We start from the raw sequence: 17781 nt of genomic DNA, 5'->3' as shown, positions 1-17781 counted from the left end.
GAGGGTCAGACCCGCCGGCGGTAGCCGCGCAGCGCGAGCGGGACGAACACGATCAGCAGGATGGCCATCCAGACCAGCGTCCACATCAGGCTGGTCGCCACCGGGCCGCCGATCATCAGCCCGCGCACCGTGGTGACCAGCTGCGAGATCGGGTTGGCATTGGCGAACGTCTCCAGCCAGCTCGGCATGGTCGAGGTCGGCACGTAGGTGTTGCTGGCGAACGAGAGCGGCAGCACGATCAGGAACATCACGCCCTGCACCGCACCGGAGGTGCGGGCCTTCATGCCGACGAACACCGAGATCCAGCAGAAGCACAGCGCGAACGCGATCGAGATGCCGACGGCGGCCAGCGCGGCCATCGGGTTGGTCTCGATGCGAAAGCCCATGATCATGCCGAAGCCCAGGGTGACCACGCACAGGATGAAGTAGCGGGCGATGTCGGCGAAGACGGCGCCGACCAGCGGCACCGAGCGGCCGATCGGCAGCGACCGGAACCGGTCGAACACACCCTTCTCGATGTCCGCGTTCAGGTTCTGACCGAGCGCGACGCCGGCCATGGCGATGGTCTGGCCGAGCAGACCGGGCAGCAGGAACTGCAGGTAGTCCGCGGAGCTGCCGGCGATCGCCCCACCGAAGATGTAGGTGAACATCAGCAGGAAGATGATCGGCTGCAGGGTGACGTCGATCAGCGCCTCCGGGGTGCGCCACATCTTGATCAGGCTGCGCTTGGCCAGGGCGACGACGTGCCGCGGGTAGGCGGCGGCGGTCGCGGTCGGGGTCTGCTGGGGGGCGGGGCCGGCCGCGCGGTGGCCGGTCGTGGTGGTCGTGGTGGTGCTCATGCCGCGTCCTTCGAGGTCGTGACGGTGGGACCGGAGGGCCCGGTGGAGTTGTCGCCGACGCGTTGGCCGGTCAGGGTCAGGAACACCTCGTCCAGGGACGGCAGGTGTAGGGACAGTTCGGTGACGCCGATGCCCTCGGCGGCCAGCCGGCCGACCGTGCGGGCCAGAGCGTCCTCGCCGGTGTCGACGGCCGCGGTCAGCTCGTCCCGACCGGTTGGCTGGGGTTGGCCGCCGGAGATCTCGGCCAGGATCCGGCCGACGTCGGGCAGCCGATCCTTGTCGCTGGGTTTGACCCGGATGCGCTGACCGCCGATGGTCCGCTTGAGGCCCTCCGGGGTGTCGTGGGCGATGACCCGGCCGTGGTCGATCACCGTGATCTCGTCGGCCAGCGCGTCGGCCTCCTCCAGGTACTGGGTGGTCAGCAGGACGGTCGAGCCGTCGGCCACCAGCCGCCGCACCACGTCCCACATGTCCTCGCGCTTGGCCGGATCGAGCCCGGTGGTCGGCTCGTCCAGGAAGATCACCCGCGGCCGGCCGACCAGGCTGGCGGCCAGATCCAGCCGCCGGCGCATCCCGCCCGAGTAGGTCTTGGCCCGCCGCCCGGCCGCGTCGGCCAGGCCGAACCAGTCGAGCAGCTCCAGCGCGCGCGACCTGGCGTCGCGGGCCGAGAGGTTGAGCAGGGTGCCGATCATGACCAGGTTCTGCACGCCCGTGAGGTCCTCGTCGACGGAGGCGTACTGGCCGGTCAGGCCGATGGTGCGGCGCACCTGGGCGGCCTGCTTGACCACGTCGTACCCGTCGATGCGGGCGGTGCCGGCGTCCGCCCGCAGCAGGGTCGCCAGCACGCGCACCGCGGTGGTCTTGCCGGCCCCGTTGGGACCCAACACCCCGAGCACGGTGCCCTCCCGGGCGGCCAGGTCGACCCCGTCCAGCGCCTGGGTCTTGCCGAACGCCTTGCGCAGGCCCTCGGCCTCAATGATGTGAGTCATCGGTCGTCCTTTCTCAGCTTTCGACGACCAGCCTGCCGGGGACCCCTGACAGCCGGCGCACACGGCGCTGTCAGCGGTCGGCCGGCGCGGTCGGCCGGTGTGTGGATCCGACACCAGGCCCAAACCGCCGGTAATCTCCCGGACACTGATGGTGACATCGGTCAAAGTGGGCGGTCGGCCGGACGGGGATGTCGAGCGACCAGGGGCCTACCGGTGGCACTGTCCGAAGGACGGATTGATGACGCGCATTCTCATCGGCTCGGCCGGGCGCCGGGTGTACCTGGTCGAGTGGTTCCGCCAGGCCCTAAGCCGTTGCGAGGTGATCGGCGAGGTCCACATCACCGACCACGACCCGATGGCCGCGACCACCGCATTTGCCGACGCGTCCCACGTCGTCCCGCGGTATGCCGACCCGGACTACCCCCGGGCGATGGCCGACCTCGTCGACCGGATCGCACCCGACCTGTACTTCTCCCTCAACGACCACGAGCTGTTCGCCATGGCCGGACCGTTGGCCGACCGCCTGCGTCGGACCGGGTGCCGCGTGCTGTCGTTGTCGGTCGAGAGCCAGCGGGTGGTCACCGACAAGTACGCGATGGCCTCGGCCCTGGCCGGGTGTGGCGTCCTGACCCCACCGACGGTTCTGGCCGGCGACTCCGAAGGACTCCGGCGGATGGCTGCCCTGTCCCGGTCGCTGATCGTGAAGCGGCGATTCGGGAGCGGGTCGGTGGGGCTGCACCGGGTGGATGCGGCCCAGGCGGACCTGGTGGTGTCCGGCCTGGCCCGGCACGGCAGCCCGGTGGCCTCGGAATGGATCGTCCAACCGGAGATCACCGGGTGCCACTTCGGGCTGGACATCGTCACCGGCCTGCGTGGGGGTCGGCGTCCGGCCGCCGTGCTCGCCCGGGAGAAGGTGGCCATGCGCTCGGGCGAGGCGAACGTGGCGACCACCGTCGATCCTGCGCCTTTCCACGCCCTGGCGCAGGCGCTGACCGGTCTGCTCGAGCCGCAGGGGCTGATCGACATCGACGTGGTGGACGCCGGCGGGCAGTTCTTCGTTCTCGACATCAACCCGCGTTTCGGTGGCGGCTACCCGTTCAATCACCAGGCCGGCGCGGACGTTCCGGCCTTCTACGTGGCCGACCTCCACGGAATGGCGCCACCGCCGGGATGGGCCGAGTACGAGATCGGGCGGACGGTCGCCAAGTACGACAGCCTGGCCGTGCTGGCCGACCGGGGTACCAGCTCGCCGGGGGCGCGTCCGTTCTACGAGCCGCAGGCCCCGAATCCCTGCACCGTGGTCGACCAGTCCTCCACCGTCGGCGTGTGAGTCAGCGTCGGGGCGGATGACCCGGGTGGAACCGAGACGTGGAAGGAGACCGTCGACCGGGAGCCCGGTGTGAGCTCGACGACGGCGATGGCCGTCGACCGGCCACCGTCCGTGCCGGACTGCAGGCTGACCGGTCGATCGTCGAGGAAGGCCGCGTCGATGGAGCCGCCGGTGGGGGCGACCAGCAGGACGTGGGTGCGGTAGGAGTAGTCGGCACTCGACCCGCTGACGTAGGACGGCAGGCCCGACGGTGGTGGCTGGTAGTTCAGGGTCGCCGTGACCGTGCCCAACGTGGACCCGTCCGGTTGACACTCGCCGGCCGTGACGGTGGCCTGCCCGGTGAGGTAGTAACCGAGCTTCGAGGCGACGGCGTCGTTGAGGAACACCCCGAAGCCGCCGGCCTCGGTGGGGCCGTTCAGGGCACCGCTGAGCCCCGTGGCACTCAGGTCGGTCTGCTCGTCGGGATGGGTGCTGTAGTACAGCAGGCGACGCTCGCCGGCGGCCTTGCGCACGCCGGCCACGACGGCGTGGGGATCGGTGGCGCCGGAGGAGATCTGCGCAAAGGCCGCGGTGGTGGCCCCGGCGAGGAAGTCGTCCCGCCGATCGTGGTTGGTGTCGTCGAAGCGCTGGTAGGCATCGGACAGCAGTGTGGCCACGACGTTGCCGGCGTCGATCGACACCCCGTCCACGTTCAGGGCAGGGGCACCCTTCATCAGGTAGGACAGGGCGACCGGGTCGATGGCCAGGACGCCGTCGACGGCCCCGCCGCCGCGGGCCTGGTACATCTCGATAAACAGGCGCGCCGCGGTCGGGAAGTCGGGGGTGAGGTTGACGTCGGCGGGGAAGGTGGCCGGCTCGGATCCGAACAATCGTTGTTGATCATCGGACAGGCCGCCGACCGGCGGCTCGAAGAACTTCATCGACCGGGCCGGCGCCTGATCGACGATCGTCACCTTCCCCTGATCGGCCGTCACCACCGCGTACGAACCGAAAATGCCGCCGGTCGCGCGCGGCTCGGCCAGGTTCTGGAACACCACCAGGTAGGTCCGGGGGCCGTCCGCACCGAGCGCGGCGGGCAGCAGCCGAGCGATCCGGGCGGCCGGGTCGGTCAGGTCGGCGGCGGCGTCCAGCTTGGCCTGCAGGGCGGAGACGGCGTCGCCGACCGGCGCGACGATCGACGACTTGTCGATCTGCCCGAGCCGGGCCCGGGCGTCCTGGACCGCGGCGTCGGCCTGCTGCAGGCGGGGACCGATCGCGACGATCGGGGCGAGATCGATCGCGCCGTCCTTCGGGGCGAGGGCGGCCGGATCCAGGGTCTGCGCGATGTCGTCAAGGGAGGGAATGACGTCGGTGGACAGCGAGTCGACGGTCAGGCTCACCTGCCGGATCGCGTCGAGATTGGGCCCGACCCAGGGCACCCCGGTGGCCAGCCGAAAGACCGGGTCCTCCACGGCGGATCGGGCCGAGGCCGCGTCGGCCTGCAGGGAGGCGATGACGGGCTGCCGGGCGTCGGCCGGCCCGAGCTGGTCGACGTCGTCGAACTGCCGTTGCAGCGCGCTGACCTGGACGGCGGCCGACTGCAGGTCCCGGTAGGCCTGGTACGTGCGCCACCCGACCCAGGCGGTGCCGAGCACCATCACCGCGCCGGCGACCAGCATCAGCCAGGCGAGGCCCGGGCGTCGCCGGCGCGGCGGCTCGTGGTTCTGGCCGTTCGCTCCGTGGTTCTCGGCGGTCGCCGGGTCGGCGGACTCGTCGTCGGCATCGCGAGCTGACAACTGCGGCCCCCACGCTCCGTCGGTTCGGCGGGCCCGTCAGGCGACCCCGTCCGACCCGTCGCGAGCATAGCGGAATGTAGTCTCTGGTCTACACTCAGTAATGTTCCGGGGTGCTGTCCGGTGCCGCAGGGTGATCGCAGTGTCGAGTCGGCTACGCCGGTCGTACGTGGCGTGTGGCCGAAAACAGGGGGGCCGCAAATGGGGAGTGGGCGCAGGTGACCACCAGGATCTATCTGTCGAAGGCAGAGGTCACCGAGGTCGAAGAGAAGTTCGTGCTCGGAGCGCTGCGATCCGGCTGGATCGCGCCGCTCGGACCCGATGTCGACGCCTTCGAAGCCGAGGTCGCCGAGTACGTCGGAGTACAAGGCGCGCTTGCGCTCTCGTCGGGAACGGCGGCCCTGCACCTGGCCTTGCTCGAGGTCGGGGCCGGGCCCGGTCGTGTGGTTCTCGTGCCCACGATGACCTTCGCCGCCACGGCCAACGCGGTGGTCTACACGGGCGCCGAACCGGTCTTCGTGGACTCCCAGGCCGTGGACGGCAATGTCGACCCGCAGCTACTGGTGCAAGCGGTCGACCTGCTGCGCGCGCAGGGCGCGGATATTGCCGCCGTGGTCATGGTGGATCTCTTCGGCCGGTGCGCCGACTACCCGGAGATTCTTCCGGCAATGCAAGAGCGCGGGATCCCGGTCATCTCCGATGCCGCCGAGTCACTCGGTGCTGCGATCGGAGGCCACCGGGCCGGGTCATTCGGACGGGCTGCGGCCTTGTCGTTCAACGGCAACAAGATCATGACCACGTCGGGTGGCGGGATGCTCCTCAGCGACGACCTCGACCTCATCGCCCGCTGCCGGTACCTGTCGACGCAGGCTCGGCAACCGGTCGTGCATTACGAGCACACCGAGATCGGTTACAACTACCGGCTGTCCAACATCCTGGCCGCCCTCGGCCGGGGCCAGTTGTCGCGGCTGGACTGCATGATCGAGCGGCGGCGAGCAATCCGCGAACGGTACGTCGAAGCGCTGGGCCACCTGCCCGGCGTCCGGTTCCTGGGCCGCACCGCAAGTGGGCGTTCGGACCACGCCGACAACTGCTGGTTGACCACCCTGGTCCTGGATCCGCGCCTGGTCTCGGCCACGCCCACGATGATCATTGAGGCGCTGGCGGCGCAAAACATCGAAGCCCGTCCGCTGTGGAAGCCGATGCACCTGCAACCGGTGTTCCTGCACGCCCGGGCCTATTCCAACTCCGTCTCGATCCGGCTGTTCCAGACCGGGTTGAGCCTGCCCAGCGGCTCGGGTCTGTCGGACGACGATGTCGACCAAGTGCTGCTCGCGGTCGAAGCATGTCTCAAGGTCGGGTAGCCGATGCGGTCACCCGTGCTCAAGAGACTGCTCGACCTGGTCGTGGCCATTCCCGCGTTCGTCCTGACGCTGCCCCTGCAGGCCGTGATTGCGATCCTGGTGGCCAGCAAACTCGGCCGACCGGTGCTGTTCCGGCAGGAGCGGCCCGGACTGCACGGAAAATCATTCGAGCTGGTCAAGTTTCGCACCATGCTGCCGGTTGACCCCGATCGTGGGCAGGTGGATGACGAATCCCGGATGACACCGTTGGGGGCCAAACTGAGGGCCACCAGCCTGGACGAACTTCCGACCCTGATCAACATCATTCGCGGCAACATGTCCCTGGTCGGGCCACGACCGCTACTCGTGCGCTACCTGAACCGGTACACCCCCGAACAGGCCCGCCGGCATGACGTCCGACCCGGTCTGACCGGACTGGCCCAGATATCGGGCCGCAACGCGATCGCCTGGAACGACAAACTCGCCCTCGATGTCGAGTATGTCGACCGTCGCACGTTGATGCTCGACGTTCGGATCCTGGTCGCGACCGCGCGGCAGGTCGTCCGCCAGGACGGCATCACCGCACCCGGACATGTGACCACGACGGAGTTCATGGGCACCGCCGTCGGTCAGGAGTCCGGACCATGACCCGGGACCTGGTGATCATCGGCTGCGGGGGCTTCGGGCGAGAGGTGTATTCGCTGGCCCTGACGCTGCAGAAGCAGGGAACTGGCTGGCACATCGCCGGGTTCGTCGACGACGACCCGTCGCCGACCAACCTTCGTCTCGTCGAACGCCTGGGTTCCAGCGTGATCGGCCCGGTGTCGAAGCTGCGCGCGGGTGGGATGGCGGCGGTTGCTGCGGTCGGCTCTCCGGTGACCCGGAGGGCCATCGTCGACCGCCTGGCCGACGTCGATCTCGACTGGCCGGCGCTCGTTCATCCGGACAGCACCGTGGGTCAGGACATCGAGATCGGATCCGGTGTGGTGATTGCTGCCGGCGCGCGCCTGAGCACGAATATCGCAGTCGGGTCCCACGTCCACATCGATCAGAACGCGACCATCGGTCACGACAGCCGGGTGGGTGCCTTCAGCCGCCTGAATCCTCAGGCATGCGTGTCCGGGTCGGTCACGATCGGCCAAGGCGTGCTGGTCGGTGCCAGTGGGACCGTCCTGCCCGGACTCCAGGTCGGGGACAACGCGGTGATTGGTGCGGGTGCCGTCGTGGTACGGGACGTCCCGGCAAACCGCGTCGTGAAAGGGGTGCCGGCGAAATGAGAAGCACGCCTGGCACATCGAGCTCGGTCATTCTCCTCGGCGGCCATGTTCAGCACTGGTGGCTGGCCGCAGATCGGACCAGATCATGAAAATTGTCTACCTGCACCAGTACTTCAAGACGCCCCAGACAAATGGCGGAACGCGCTCCTACGAAATGGCACGTAGGTGGGTGGCGCGGGGACACCGTGTCCACATGGTGACCAGTGACAGCGAACGGTCCACCGGAGGTTGGCGCACGTACGAAGTGGAAGGGATCACGGTGCACGCGTGTGCCGTCCCCTATTCCAACGCGATGTCCTTTGGCCGCCGGATCCAGGCGTTCTTTCAGTTCGGAGTTCGGGCCAGCTTCCGGGCTCGTCGTTTGAAGGGGGACGTCGTCTTTGCGACGAGCACCCCACTCACCATCATCGTGCCGGCACTGTTCGCGACGGCTTTTCGGCGAACCCCGATGGTCTTCGAAGTGCGGGACCTCTGGCCCGATGTTCCGATTGCGCTTGGGGTTCTCAATAATCCACTCATGCAACGTGCTGCACGAACATTGGAATGGATCGCATACCACTCGGCCGACGCTGTTGTCGCGCTTTCGCCAGGAATGGCCGAGGGGATACGGAACCGAGGGATTGGAGCCAGTAGAATCGTCGTTGCGCCTAACTCCTGCGACAACGAGGATTTCAATATCCCGAACGCTATCGGCATTGCTTATCGCGAAAGCCAGCCATGGCTCAAAGACCGACCGTTGGTGGTCTACTGCGGCACTCTGGGCAAGGTCAACAATATTCGATATATGGTCGATGTAGCGGCCGCTACAAGACTTTTGGAGTCGAGCATCGCTTTCGCCATCTATGGCACCGGAGCAGAAGAGCAACTAGTTCGGGAACGTGCAGATTCTTTGGGCCTGCTGAACACGACACTCTTCATGCCAGGTGCCGTCACCAAAAAGGAGCTGCCCGATATTCTGAGCGCGGCAGATGTATGTACGTCGTTCGTGCTGCCCGTAAAAGAACTCGAATACAACAGTGCCAACAAGTTCTTCGACGCGCTTGCCGCCGGGCGCCCCATGGCAGTCAATCACTACGGCTGGCAGGCTGAGCTGCTTGAGGCCTCGGGGGCAGGTCTCGTGCTGGATCCCAAGGATCCCTACAAAGCGGCCCGCGCCTTAATCGACTTCTTAAGGGATCCGGGCCGAGTCTCGAGAGCCCGTGACGCCGCTAGGCTCCTGGCTGATCAGCAGTTCGCCCGAGATCTTCTGAGCGATCGCGTGCTTGAGACGCTGGTTGCAGTAAAGAGCCGCCGCCGCAAACCGACGAAGGATCCGACCACGGAGCGGCGCTCGCGTAAACCACGCCGATCGGCAACAGGGGCGTCGCGGGACCATGTCGCCCAGTCCAGTGCCTAAGGCTGGGGGTGCGGGCGTCCGGTGAACGAGGCAGATCGCCGGGCCGCCCAGCGAAGGGATGCTCCATCAGACCAGCCCAAGGCGTCAGTCGCCACCCGAAAAGCGGTGAGCGCGGGCGTATTGCTCTCGGCCCTGGCGGCCGGGGTCGCCTTCATCACGAACATCCTGATATCGCGGGAATTGGGTCCAGACTCGCGTGGCGAGGTAGCGTTCGTACTCCAAGCCTCCTACCTTATCGTGCCGTTTGTACTGCTTGGCGCTGAGAGGGTCGCCCTCAGAAGGAGCGGTGACCAAGGCAGCTTTGTTCCTGTCCATCTGACCAGTCTTTGCCTCCTTGTCACCGTTGCCGTTTTTGCCTTGACCCGAGATTGGACGGCGCTGATTGGGCCGGTGGTATACACGATCGCGACACTCGCCGTCTTACGAAGTAGGTCGTTCAGGGACAACCAATTCAGCACCTACACGTTGCTCATAGCGGGGTATCAGCTAACGATTTTAGCTTTCGCGGTCACGCTATATTTGCTCAAGGTTCAGGACTGGTTTATGTGGACCCTCGCCTATGCGCTGCCTGCCATTCCAATCGTGGTGGTGGCTGGATTGCGGCGAAATATTAAGCTGGGTCGGGGAATGTTCGTGGACGTGAGCGCCGACTCACTGAAGCTTCTTCCGGCCAGTATCTCGGCGGTCATCGTCACCCGACTTGACCGGGTAATTCTAGGTATTCTAGCCCCCGAATCCCAGCTGGGCCTCTACGTTTCCGTAGCGACCGCAACCGAGGTGCTCACTTGGCTTGCCAACTCCTTGGGTGATCATCGCGTCAGCACGCTCGCCGGAGGTCGGGATCGGCGGGGCCAGTTGATGGGAATTCTCGCTCGAGACTGTCTCATATTTATACCCATCGCGACGGTTGCCGGGCTGACCATTTGGTTATGGCTCTTGCCGCTGCTTGGTCCTGCCTTCGCGAGTGCAGCTCCGCTGATCTTGCCGCTATGCCTCGCTGCCGTCATGCTGTCGCTGTACCGACAAGCGGTCTCTTATAACTTGGGCCGACACGATCCGACTCGGGTGACGGTGATCGAGGTTTCGACGGCCGCCGTGGCTGTCCCCGTGTACTTCGTTTCGATATATTATGGAGCATCGCAAGGGGCTGCCTGGTCCTCGCTCGTGGTCTATGCCATCGGGTTGATGATCGGGATCGCGTTGACTGGAAGGGGGCGGACGAATGCGGATTGACTTACCAAGCAAAAAGTCGATCGATACAACAAATGGGTTTCAGGCGCCCCAATCTCAATCGCGTGCAGATGGAATGGCCAAGTTGGCCGCCGGCGCAGCATATATCGTGCTTCTTGCGGGGAAAACCGAACTGCGTGGTCCTTCCGGTATCTCCCTTCCGCTTGCCGCGATTGCTGTCCCGGCGCTGCTTGCGCTGCTGTTGGGCCCTATAGCCGCGGCGCTACGAAGGTCGCCGGAACGGCGTGCTTCGTCGGGCCCAATGCTTGCCTGTGCCGTGCTGTTCGCCGTCCTGGCTCTTTCGAGCCTGTGGAGCGAGGCGGGCGAGGCGACGTGGTTGCAGCTGATGTGGATCGTCCTGATGCTGGGGGTTCTCTGTGTAGTCTCGGCGGCAGCGCAGTTGTCGCCGAAGGTGGCTGTCGATACTTTCATGTTGCTGAGTGCGGTGACCGGCATTATCTTCGCGGTTGGTGGCTTGGTCCTCGGTGGCTCAGGTGCGCGTTTGGCCGCATTTGGGGGAGGCCCCAACGTCTTTGCTCGCATCACCGGTATCGGCATTATCGCCGCCGTCTTCTGGATGCTGAGAGGCAAGAGAGGCTGGCCAGCGCTGCTTGCCTTCATTCCCGTCATGGCCGTTGCCAATATCTTGTCCGGGTCGCGCGGGGCTTTGATCGGAACTGTATGTGGATTGCTGGTGGTTTGTGTGGCCTTCTCCTGGCGAACCTGGTTGAAGTTTGGATTATGCACGGTGGTGGCCTCGCCGATTCTCTTCATCCTGTACGGCCAGTACGGAGCCAACGTTGAGAAGGTCGTTGCCTTGCGAATCGTCAAGCTAACCTTTGAGGAGGGCTATACCTCCGGCCGTGACACGCTCTGGGAGCATGCGACTTCGTCGATGTCGGAGAACCCTGTCTTTGGGACTGGTCTCGGATCCTTCATGACCAACAATGGCTTCTACACACACAACCTATTCCTGCAGGTCGGTGTAGACGCAGGCTTGTTGGGCTTGGCTGTCTTGACGGTCGCACTGCTCGTGCTGGTTAGAGGCTTGTGGACCAAGAATACCCGCTCACCGGTAGTTCTGGGACCGTTGGCAGCCGGCACCACGATCTTTGTTGCGTCGATGGTTTCGGGCGATCACTATGACACAAGATTCTTCTGGGCTTATCTGATCCTTGCCTGCGCAGCAGCGGGGCGCATCCGCTCCAAGACGAGTGGAAAGGCCGGGGCATGCAGCTCCGAGCCGACGGAAGTGCCCCCTCACAGGATCTAGTTATCACACAGGATCTAGTTATCACCAGTAGCCTGCGAGGGGATGTTCCGATCGGTCCAGGAGGGGCTTTGCTTCCTTCGGTCAGGCCTTGACCAGGGTCATGTCCACATCGGCGGACCCCTGGGATAGCACGATGTTCCGAGTATCGATGACCAGAGGAACGCCAGCGTAGAGAGTCTGATCCTTGAACTCCTCATGAGCGGTGGCGACAACCACGGCGTCATAAGATCGAAGCGTTTCGTTGGAAAGAGCAACCGATTCGAGGCCCAGATTCCATTTGCGAGTGGGTGCCGTGCGCGGAAAATAGGGATCGCAATAGTCGACAAGCGCACCGCGGCTGGACAGCTCAGAGATGAGCTCGTACGAGGGCGATTCGCGGTCGTCGTCGACGTTGGGCTTGTAAGCCAGGCCTAAGACTAGGATTTTCGAGTTCTTGACAGACTTGCCGTGGTCGTTGAGCGCAGCTGCGGTCTTGCTTACTACCCATGCAGGCATCGAGGTGTTGATCTCGCCGGCCAGCTCAATGAAGCGTGCCCAGCGCCCATGTTCCGCGGCTTTCCACGAGAGGAAAAAAGGATCCAGCGGGATGCAATGCCCGCCCAGACCGGGCCCGGGATAGAATGGCATGTATCCGAAGGGTTTTGTCTTGGCCGCTTCGATAACCTCCCAGACATCGATATCCATGGCGTCGAAGACCGTCTTGAGCTCGTTCACCAGGGCAATGTTTACCGATCGAAAGATGTTCTCCAACAGCTTCGCCGATTCGGCAACAGCCGCCGACGAGACGGGTACAACCTTGGTGATAGCTATGGAATACATGGCGACGGCAAGCTTGGTCGATATCGTGTCGACACCACCAACGACCTTCGGGATCGTGCGGGTGTTGTAGTCACCACGTCCGGGGTCTTCACGCTCCGGCGAGAACGCCAGGAAGAAGTCTGTGCCGCAGCTCAGTCCCGAACCTTCTTCCAGGATCGGCTGAAGTTCCTGGGCGGTCGTGCCCGGATACGTTGTCGATTCCAGAACGATCAGTTGGCCGGCTTTGAGTCGGGTGGCAATCTCGCGTCCGGTCGCGTGGATGTAGGAGTTGTCCGGCTCGCGATGGCGCCCCAGGGGAGTCGGCACACAGATCAGAATAGCATCGCACTCGGCCAGTTCATCGAAGTTCCCGGTCGCGCGGTATGCACCGCTCTCGACGGCCTCGCGTATCCGGTCAGGTCCAATGTGCTTGATGAACGAGCGGCCAGCGTTCAGACATTGCACCTTGGCGTCGTCGGTATCGAGGCCAATCACTGATAAGCCGGACTCGGCGAATAGAAGGGCAAGAGGCAGACCCACATAGCCTTGGCCGATGATCCCGATGGAGGCCGATCGCGCGAGTAGCCGGTCTTGCAAGTGATCAGCGTGGGAGGAGTTCGTCATCGCAGATAATCTCCTTGTTTCTTGTCATTGCGGTGCATAGAGCGCCAAGAGCGTTGGTAATCGTGGCGGGTTGGGCTATGTCGATAGGAACAAGGTGGTCGGAAACTAGCGGGGGGACATCGACATGGGAGACAAGGGGATGCATGGGGCGCAGGTCCGGCTCGTCATGGCCCAGCAAATCTTCATGCATCTTTTCGCCGTCCCTGAGCCCGGTGTACTCGACCGCGATGTCCTGCTTGGACAGCGCGATGAGCTGCCGGGCCATGGCGTCGATGCGCACCGCCTCTCCCATGTCGAGGACGAGGGCCTCGCCGTCGTGCCCGAGCACAGCGGCCTGAATCACCAACTGAACGGCCTCGTTGACGGTCATGAAGAACCGAGTGACGTCGGGGTGGGTGACCGTGACGGGACCGCCGGCGGCAATCTGCGCGGCGAACGCGGTGAGCACCGAACCGCGGCTACCCAAGACGTTGCCGAAGCGAACGCTGAGGTAGGTGCCAGTGGCCCGCACGGCCATGGCCGCCGTGAGGCCCTCGGCGATCCGTTTGGAGTAGCCCAGCACGCTGACCGGATTCGCTGCCTTGTCGGTGGAGATATTGACGAATCGTTCGACGTCGACGGCGGCGGCCGCCTCGAGCACGGTCTGGGTACCCCAGATGTTGGTCTTGACGGCCTCGGCCGGGTACTGCTCCAACATGGGCAGGTGCTTGAGGGCCGCGGCGTGAAAGACGACCTGGGGACGATGCTCCCGGAAGATGCCCATGATCCGGTCGCGATCCCGGATGTCGGCCAGAATGATGTCGCTGGAATCGAGCAGGGCTCGGCCTTCGATCGACAACTGCACCGCGTGCAGCGCGGATTCATCCCGGTCCAGCATGATGAGGTGGGCCGGGCTCCACCGGCTGATCTGACGGCACAGTTCCGATCCGATCGAGCCGCCGGCCCCAGTCACCAACACCCGTTGGCCGGTCAGGTAGCCGGCGATGGCGGCGACGTCCGTGTCGATCTGGCGGCGACCGAGCAGGTCGGGGATGTTGATATCGCGGACATCTTTGATCCCGGCCCGTCCACCGAGCAACTCCTCCACGCCGGGCAAGATCTTGACCGTCAGCTGGGCGTCCGCTGCTTGATTGGAGATGTCCTGCAGCAGTGAGGCCGGCGCGCTGGGGATGGCCACAACGACCGTCGACACATCACTTTCGTGGGCCACGGTCGCCAACTCGGCAATCGTGCCCAGGACCGGAACACCGTCGATGCGCAGGTGCCGCTTGTGTCGATCGTCGTCGAGGATCCCAACCGGTGACCACCGCGACGCTGGATCCCGACGCATCGACCTGATTAGCTGCCGTCCGCCGTCACCGGCACCGATCACCAGCACCGGCTGCCCGCGCCCGGCCGTATCGGTGATGCTCCAACTGTCGCGGATGGCCCGCACGAGGGCCCGCCCCCACGCCATCACAATGACCGCCACCAGCGTTGCAATCAGTGGCACCGATCGCGGGACGAGGTGCAGAAAGAGCAGGTTGGCCAAGTAAACGGCGACCCCGACGCACAGCACGGCAGAGGCCAGCCGGATCGTCTCGTCCAGGCTGCCAAGCGGGGCGCGGCCTTCATGCAGACGCGAGATCCACCCCACGATCGCAAATGTCACGACACAGATGGCGGCGAGCACCATCGTCGATGGCCAACCGACCTGAACGAACTGGAAGTCCATCCGGGCAACGGCAGCGAACCCGACGGCCAATACCCAGACCGTCGAGTCGAACAGGAGCAACCAAAAGTGTCGATGGCTTGACATGCGGGCAATCAGACCGCTCACGTTCCGGTGCAATTTCCGGCCTCCCCTTGGCCTACAATGACCCACGGCACCGACTCATCACGCTGGGTGCATCGGCCGCTACAGAGCGTATCATCGCTTTTCGGGGGTCGAACAGCTCCGACGATCGGGCACCAGGTAGCAAGCGGGCAGCGCCGGCTCAAGGGGGAGTAGTGGATCTTCGGGAATATCTGCGGGTGCTGCGTCGACAGTGGGTGGTGGTGTTGGTCGGCCTACTGCTGGGGACCGCCGTGGGTGTCGTGATCATCCTGCGCGCGACGCCGCTGTACTCGTCGACGGCGCGGCTCTTCGTGTCCACCCCCGGCAGCGACAGTGCCAACGCCCAGATGTACCAGGGTGGGTTGTTCTCCCAACAGCGGGTGACTTCCTACGCCGACCTGATCAAGGGCTCGACCGTCGCGGAGCGCGTGCTGGAGCGGATCGGATCGGACGAGTCGCCCGCGGCGCTGGTCAACCAGATCACCGCCACCGCCGACCCGGACTCGGTGATTCTGCAGATCACGGTCACCGACCCGAGTCCGGCCCGAGCCCAGTTGTTGGCGCAGAGCACGGCGGAGGTGTTCACCCAGTATGTCGGCGAGCTGGAGAGCGCGGATGACCCCTCGCGATCGCCGATCCGGGCCAACATCGTGGATGACGCGGGACTTCCGACCAATCCGGTGTCGCCGAAGCCGATGATCACGATCGGTCTTGGAGCGGTCATCGGTCTGCTGCTGGGGTTGGCCGCTGCGTGGCTACGGGAGACGCTGGACACCACCCTGAAGTCGATCGAGGAGATCCAGCGCATCACCGGAGCCGCCCTGCTCGGATCCATCTTCTTCGATCCCGCCGCGGTCAAGAAGCCGCTGATCACTGGGTTGTCCCCGCACGCGCCACGGGTGGAATCGTTCCGGGTCCTGCGCACCAACCTGCAGTTCCTCGATGTCGACCAGACATCCAAGACGTACGCCATCACCAGCCCGATGCCCGGTGATGGGAAGACGACCACCTCCATCAACATCGCGCTCGCGCTGGCCGAGAGTGGCAGTCGCACGATCCTGATCGAGACCGACTTGCGTCGACCGAAGTTCGGCGAGTATCTGAATCTGGAGTCCACGGTGGGGCTGACCACCGTCCTGATCGGCGGTGCACAGCTCTCCGACGCGATCCAGCCATGGGGCCGAACCGGGCTGGATGTGATCGCCAGTGGCGTTCTGCCGCCCAACCCGGCGGAACTGCTGCAGTCCAAGGCAATGGCCGCCGTCCTGGAACAAGTGCGCCGGGACTACGACGCGGTCGTGATCGATGCGCCACCCGTCCTCCCGGTGACCGACGCCGCCCTGATCGCGGCCCAGACGGGCGGGGCGATCCTCGTGGTGCGCCATGGGAAGACCACCCGGGATCAGGCGGCGCAGGCCCGCCAGCGGCTGGACTCCGTCGGCACCCAGGTGTTGGGCACCATCTTCAACTTCGTGCCACAACGGGCCAGCTCGACCTACGGCTACGGGTACGGCTACGGATACGGGTACGCGCCCACCACGCCGGTGTCCGGCGAGGTGCTCTTGCCGGGTGAGCCCGGCGACGCGGTGACGAGCCCGCCGGTGGAGACCGCACAGGTCTCGGCCGATCAACCAGCGGCAGGTCCGGGTGAGGATCGTCGCAACGGGCACGCGTCCGGGTCGCTCTCTCGAGCGCAGACCTGAAGGTTTTGCACCAACAATTCACGTCATGTTCAGGTGATGCGGCGAATCTGAGCGATTCTTCGCGAATGTCGGGTGAACTCGGCGAAGCATTTCTTCGGTCAACCACCGGATGTCCCCGTGGCGTCCCCCGGGCGGAGCGCAGGATCGGCCCAGGCGACCTGGCCAGAACACATCGTCTGGTGGTGTAGGTGACCCTCAGTAGCGTTTGCCGCTGTCGCCGGCTGGCCGATCCGGTCCGCACGGCCGTGGTCGGGCGATGCGGCGAGGGGGAGACCGCCACGAGATCGCCTCTATAGCAGGGCTAACTGCGCTCCGTGCACCGTTAGTCGGGCATTGCCTGACCGGTGCAGCCCGAACGAGTGCAAGTTCCTTCGTTCAGGGGTGCGGCCCGAGCTTTACGGTCGGTATCGGACAGGGTGTTAACCTTGTGTAAGCAGGCAGTTGCGGAGTGTTGCCATCTCGTCACCACTAGGTGCCGGGTGGCCGTCGGTCCGATCACCGTAGGCAGCCGGTGAAGTCACGAGTGATTGGCGTGGGCTTACCCATCAATATTTGCTGGCATATGCTCCGACCAGTGTCCGAGCTGATCGTCAGCGAGGTTCTCGCAAACGTCAAAGAATGGGGGAAGACTTCATGCTCAGAAGGATCGCGTCGGTGTTCGCGATGATGAGCGCCGTGATCCTGGTTGCCGCGGGCACGGCCTCCGCGGCACCGATCTACGCACCGGCCAGCGTATCGGTCGTGTCCATCAATGTGGACGAAATCATCATCACCGGCACCAACTTCGGCACGGTGGACGGCCCAGACGACGTGGTGACGGTGACGGTCAGCTACGGGGGTCCGTCCGGGCTGCGCAGCAGCGCTGGCCTGTCCGCGGCTGCGGCTGCGGCTGCGGACGGCTTCTCGGTTACCCCGGACGAGAATGGCAATTGGTCGAAGAGATTCGTCCTAACGTCCGACGGCGATGTGATCGTCACTGCGGTCGGCAACCGCAGCGGGGCGGTCCCGCCCGCGGTGCTGCCGGATCCGCCGGGTGTTCCGACGGCCGCCGGCGGTGGCAGCGGGACGGTCGGTGGCAGCGGCTCGGGATCCGGAACCGGTAGTAGCTCGGGGTCCGGGAGTGGCTCGGGTAACAGCGGTTCCGCGTACTCCGGTACCTCCGGCTATTCGACCGGCGGCAACGTCTCGTCCGGATACGCCGGCCTGGCGTCCACCGGCGCCAGCATCGGGGCTCCGTTGGCCATCGGCATTGTCGCCCTGCTGGCCGGTCTCACACTGCTGTTCTTCGGAACTCGCGGGGTGCTGCGCCGCAAGAGTGTGAAGTCGGGTTCCGCCAGCTGACTGCGGGCCTCGCGTCAATCAGCTCGAACGCCAAGGGCCGGCTCCTTCGG

Annotated in this window: 14 protein-coding genes; 9 read left to right on the top strand and 5 right to left on the bottom strand. The window is 65.2% G+C overall.

Annotation, left to right across the window (positions count from 1 at the left end; genetic code table 11):
* Positions 1 to 5: 5 nt before the first annotated feature.
* Together NAMU_RS26065 and NAMU_RS26060 are read right to left on the bottom strand one after the other, a co-directional pair.
* The gene (locus NAMU_RS26065) at positions 6 to 839 is read right to left on the bottom strand and encodes an ABC transporter permease (protein ID WP_015750330.1); all 834 of its coding nucleotides are present in this window, start codon (positions 837 to 839) and stop codon (positions 6 to 8) included.
* Positions 836 to 1828, bottom strand: coding sequence for an ATP-binding cassette domain-containing protein (locus NAMU_RS26060; RefSeq protein WP_015750329.1), 993 nt, complete (start codon positions 1826 to 1828; stop codon positions 836 to 838). Before NAMU_RS26060 ends, NAMU_RS26065 begins: the two co-directional genes overlap by 4 nt.
* A 238-nt stretch (positions 1829 to 2066) precedes the next feature.
* Between NAMU_RS26060 and NAMU_RS26055 the strand changes: the two genes are divergently transcribed.
* A complete protein-coding gene (locus tag NAMU_RS26055; protein ID WP_015750328.1) occupies positions 2067 to 3158 on the top strand; it encodes an ATP-grasp domain-containing protein in 1092 nt (363 codons plus the stop codon).
* On the opposite strand, the gene NAMU_RS26050 is transcribed toward NAMU_RS26055, so the two are convergent.
* Entirely contained in the window at positions 3095 to 4933 is a 1839-nt protein-coding gene (locus tag NAMU_RS26050) for a DUF4012 domain-containing protein (protein ID WP_015750327.1), read from the bottom strand. The two genes, NAMU_RS26055 and NAMU_RS26050, sit on opposite strands and share 64 nt — an antisense overlap.
* A 215-nt stretch (positions 4934 to 5148) precedes the next feature.
* Between NAMU_RS26050 and NAMU_RS26045 the strand changes: the two genes are divergently transcribed.
* From NAMU_RS26045 to NAMU_RS26025, 6 genes are all read left to right on the top strand, one after another.
* Positions 5149 to 6294, top strand: a complete 1146-nt coding sequence (locus tag NAMU_RS26045; RefSeq protein WP_015750326.1) for a DegT/DnrJ/EryC1/StrS family aminotransferase — start codon at positions 5149 to 5151, stop codon at positions 6292 to 6294.
* Positions 6295 to 6297: 3 nt separating this feature from the next.
* A complete protein-coding gene (locus NAMU_RS26040) occupies positions 6298 to 6921 on the top strand; it encodes a sugar transferase (protein WP_015750325.1) in 624 nt (207 codons plus the stop codon).
* Positions 6918 to 7550 (top strand): acetyltransferase, encoded by a 633-nt coding sequence (locus tag NAMU_RS26035; RefSeq protein WP_015750324.1) that lies wholly within the window; start codon positions 6918 to 6920, stop codon positions 7548 to 7550. Before NAMU_RS26040 ends, NAMU_RS26035 begins: the two co-directional genes overlap by 4 nt.
* A gap of 85 nt (positions 7551 to 7635) precedes the next feature.
* The gene (locus NAMU_RS28760) at positions 7636 to 8946 is read left to right on the top strand and encodes a glycosyltransferase family 4 protein (RefSeq protein ID WP_015750323.1); all 1311 of its coding nucleotides are present in this window, start codon (positions 7636 to 7638) and stop codon (positions 8944 to 8946) included.
* Positions 8947 to 9051: 105 nt separating this feature from the next.
* Complete coding sequence (locus NAMU_RS26030; protein ID WP_041369470.1) at positions 9052 to 10179, top strand: lipopolysaccharide biosynthesis protein; 1128 nt, start codon at positions 9052 to 9054, stop codon at positions 10177 to 10179.
* 73 nt (positions 10180 to 10252) lie between these two features.
* Positions 10253 to 11449 carry an O-antigen ligase family protein gene (locus NAMU_RS26025; protein WP_169312558.1) on the top strand — a complete coding sequence of 399 codons (1197 nt, stop codon included), beginning with the start codon at positions 10253 to 10255 and terminating at the stop codon, positions 11447 to 11449.
* 81 nt (positions 11450 to 11530) lie between these two features.
* Here NAMU_RS26025 and NAMU_RS26020 read toward each other — a convergent pair whose 3' ends face one another.
* Positions 11531 to 12871: a nucleotide sugar dehydrogenase gene (locus NAMU_RS26020; protein ID WP_015750320.1), complete on the bottom strand. Its 1341-nt coding sequence runs from the start codon at positions 12869 to 12871 to the stop codon at positions 11531 to 11533.
* Positions 12849 to 14645 carry a nucleoside-diphosphate sugar epimerase/dehydratase gene (locus NAMU_RS26015; RefSeq protein WP_217180659.1) on the bottom strand — a complete coding sequence of 599 codons (1797 nt, stop codon included), beginning with the start codon at positions 14643 to 14645 and terminating at the stop codon, positions 12849 to 12851. Before NAMU_RS26015 ends, NAMU_RS26020 begins: the two co-directional genes overlap by 23 nt.
* Positions 14646 to 14860: 215 nt before the next feature.
* Between NAMU_RS26015 and NAMU_RS26010 the strand changes: the two genes are divergently transcribed.
* Together NAMU_RS26010 and NAMU_RS30725 are read left to right on the top strand one after the other, a co-directional pair.
* Complete coding sequence (locus tag NAMU_RS26010) at positions 14861 to 16390, top strand: polysaccharide biosynthesis tyrosine autokinase (protein WP_015750318.1); 1530 nt, start codon at positions 14861 to 14863, stop codon at positions 16388 to 16390.
* 654 nt (positions 16391 to 17044) lie between these two features.
* Positions 17045 to 17731 (top strand): hypothetical protein, encoded by a 687-nt coding sequence (locus NAMU_RS30725; protein ID WP_015750317.1) that lies wholly within the window; start codon positions 17045 to 17047, stop codon positions 17729 to 17731.
* Positions 17732 to 17781 lie beyond the last annotated feature (50 nt).

Origin of the sequence: Nakamurella multipartita DSM 44233 (assembly GCF_000024365.1) — a bacterium.
GTDB classification, from domain to species: Bacteria; Actinomycetota; Actinomycetes; order Mycobacteriales; family Nakamurellaceae; genus Nakamurella; species Nakamurella multipartita.
Note: the sequence above shows the minus strand (reverse complement) of the source record. Positions and strands in the feature narration are given on the sequence as shown.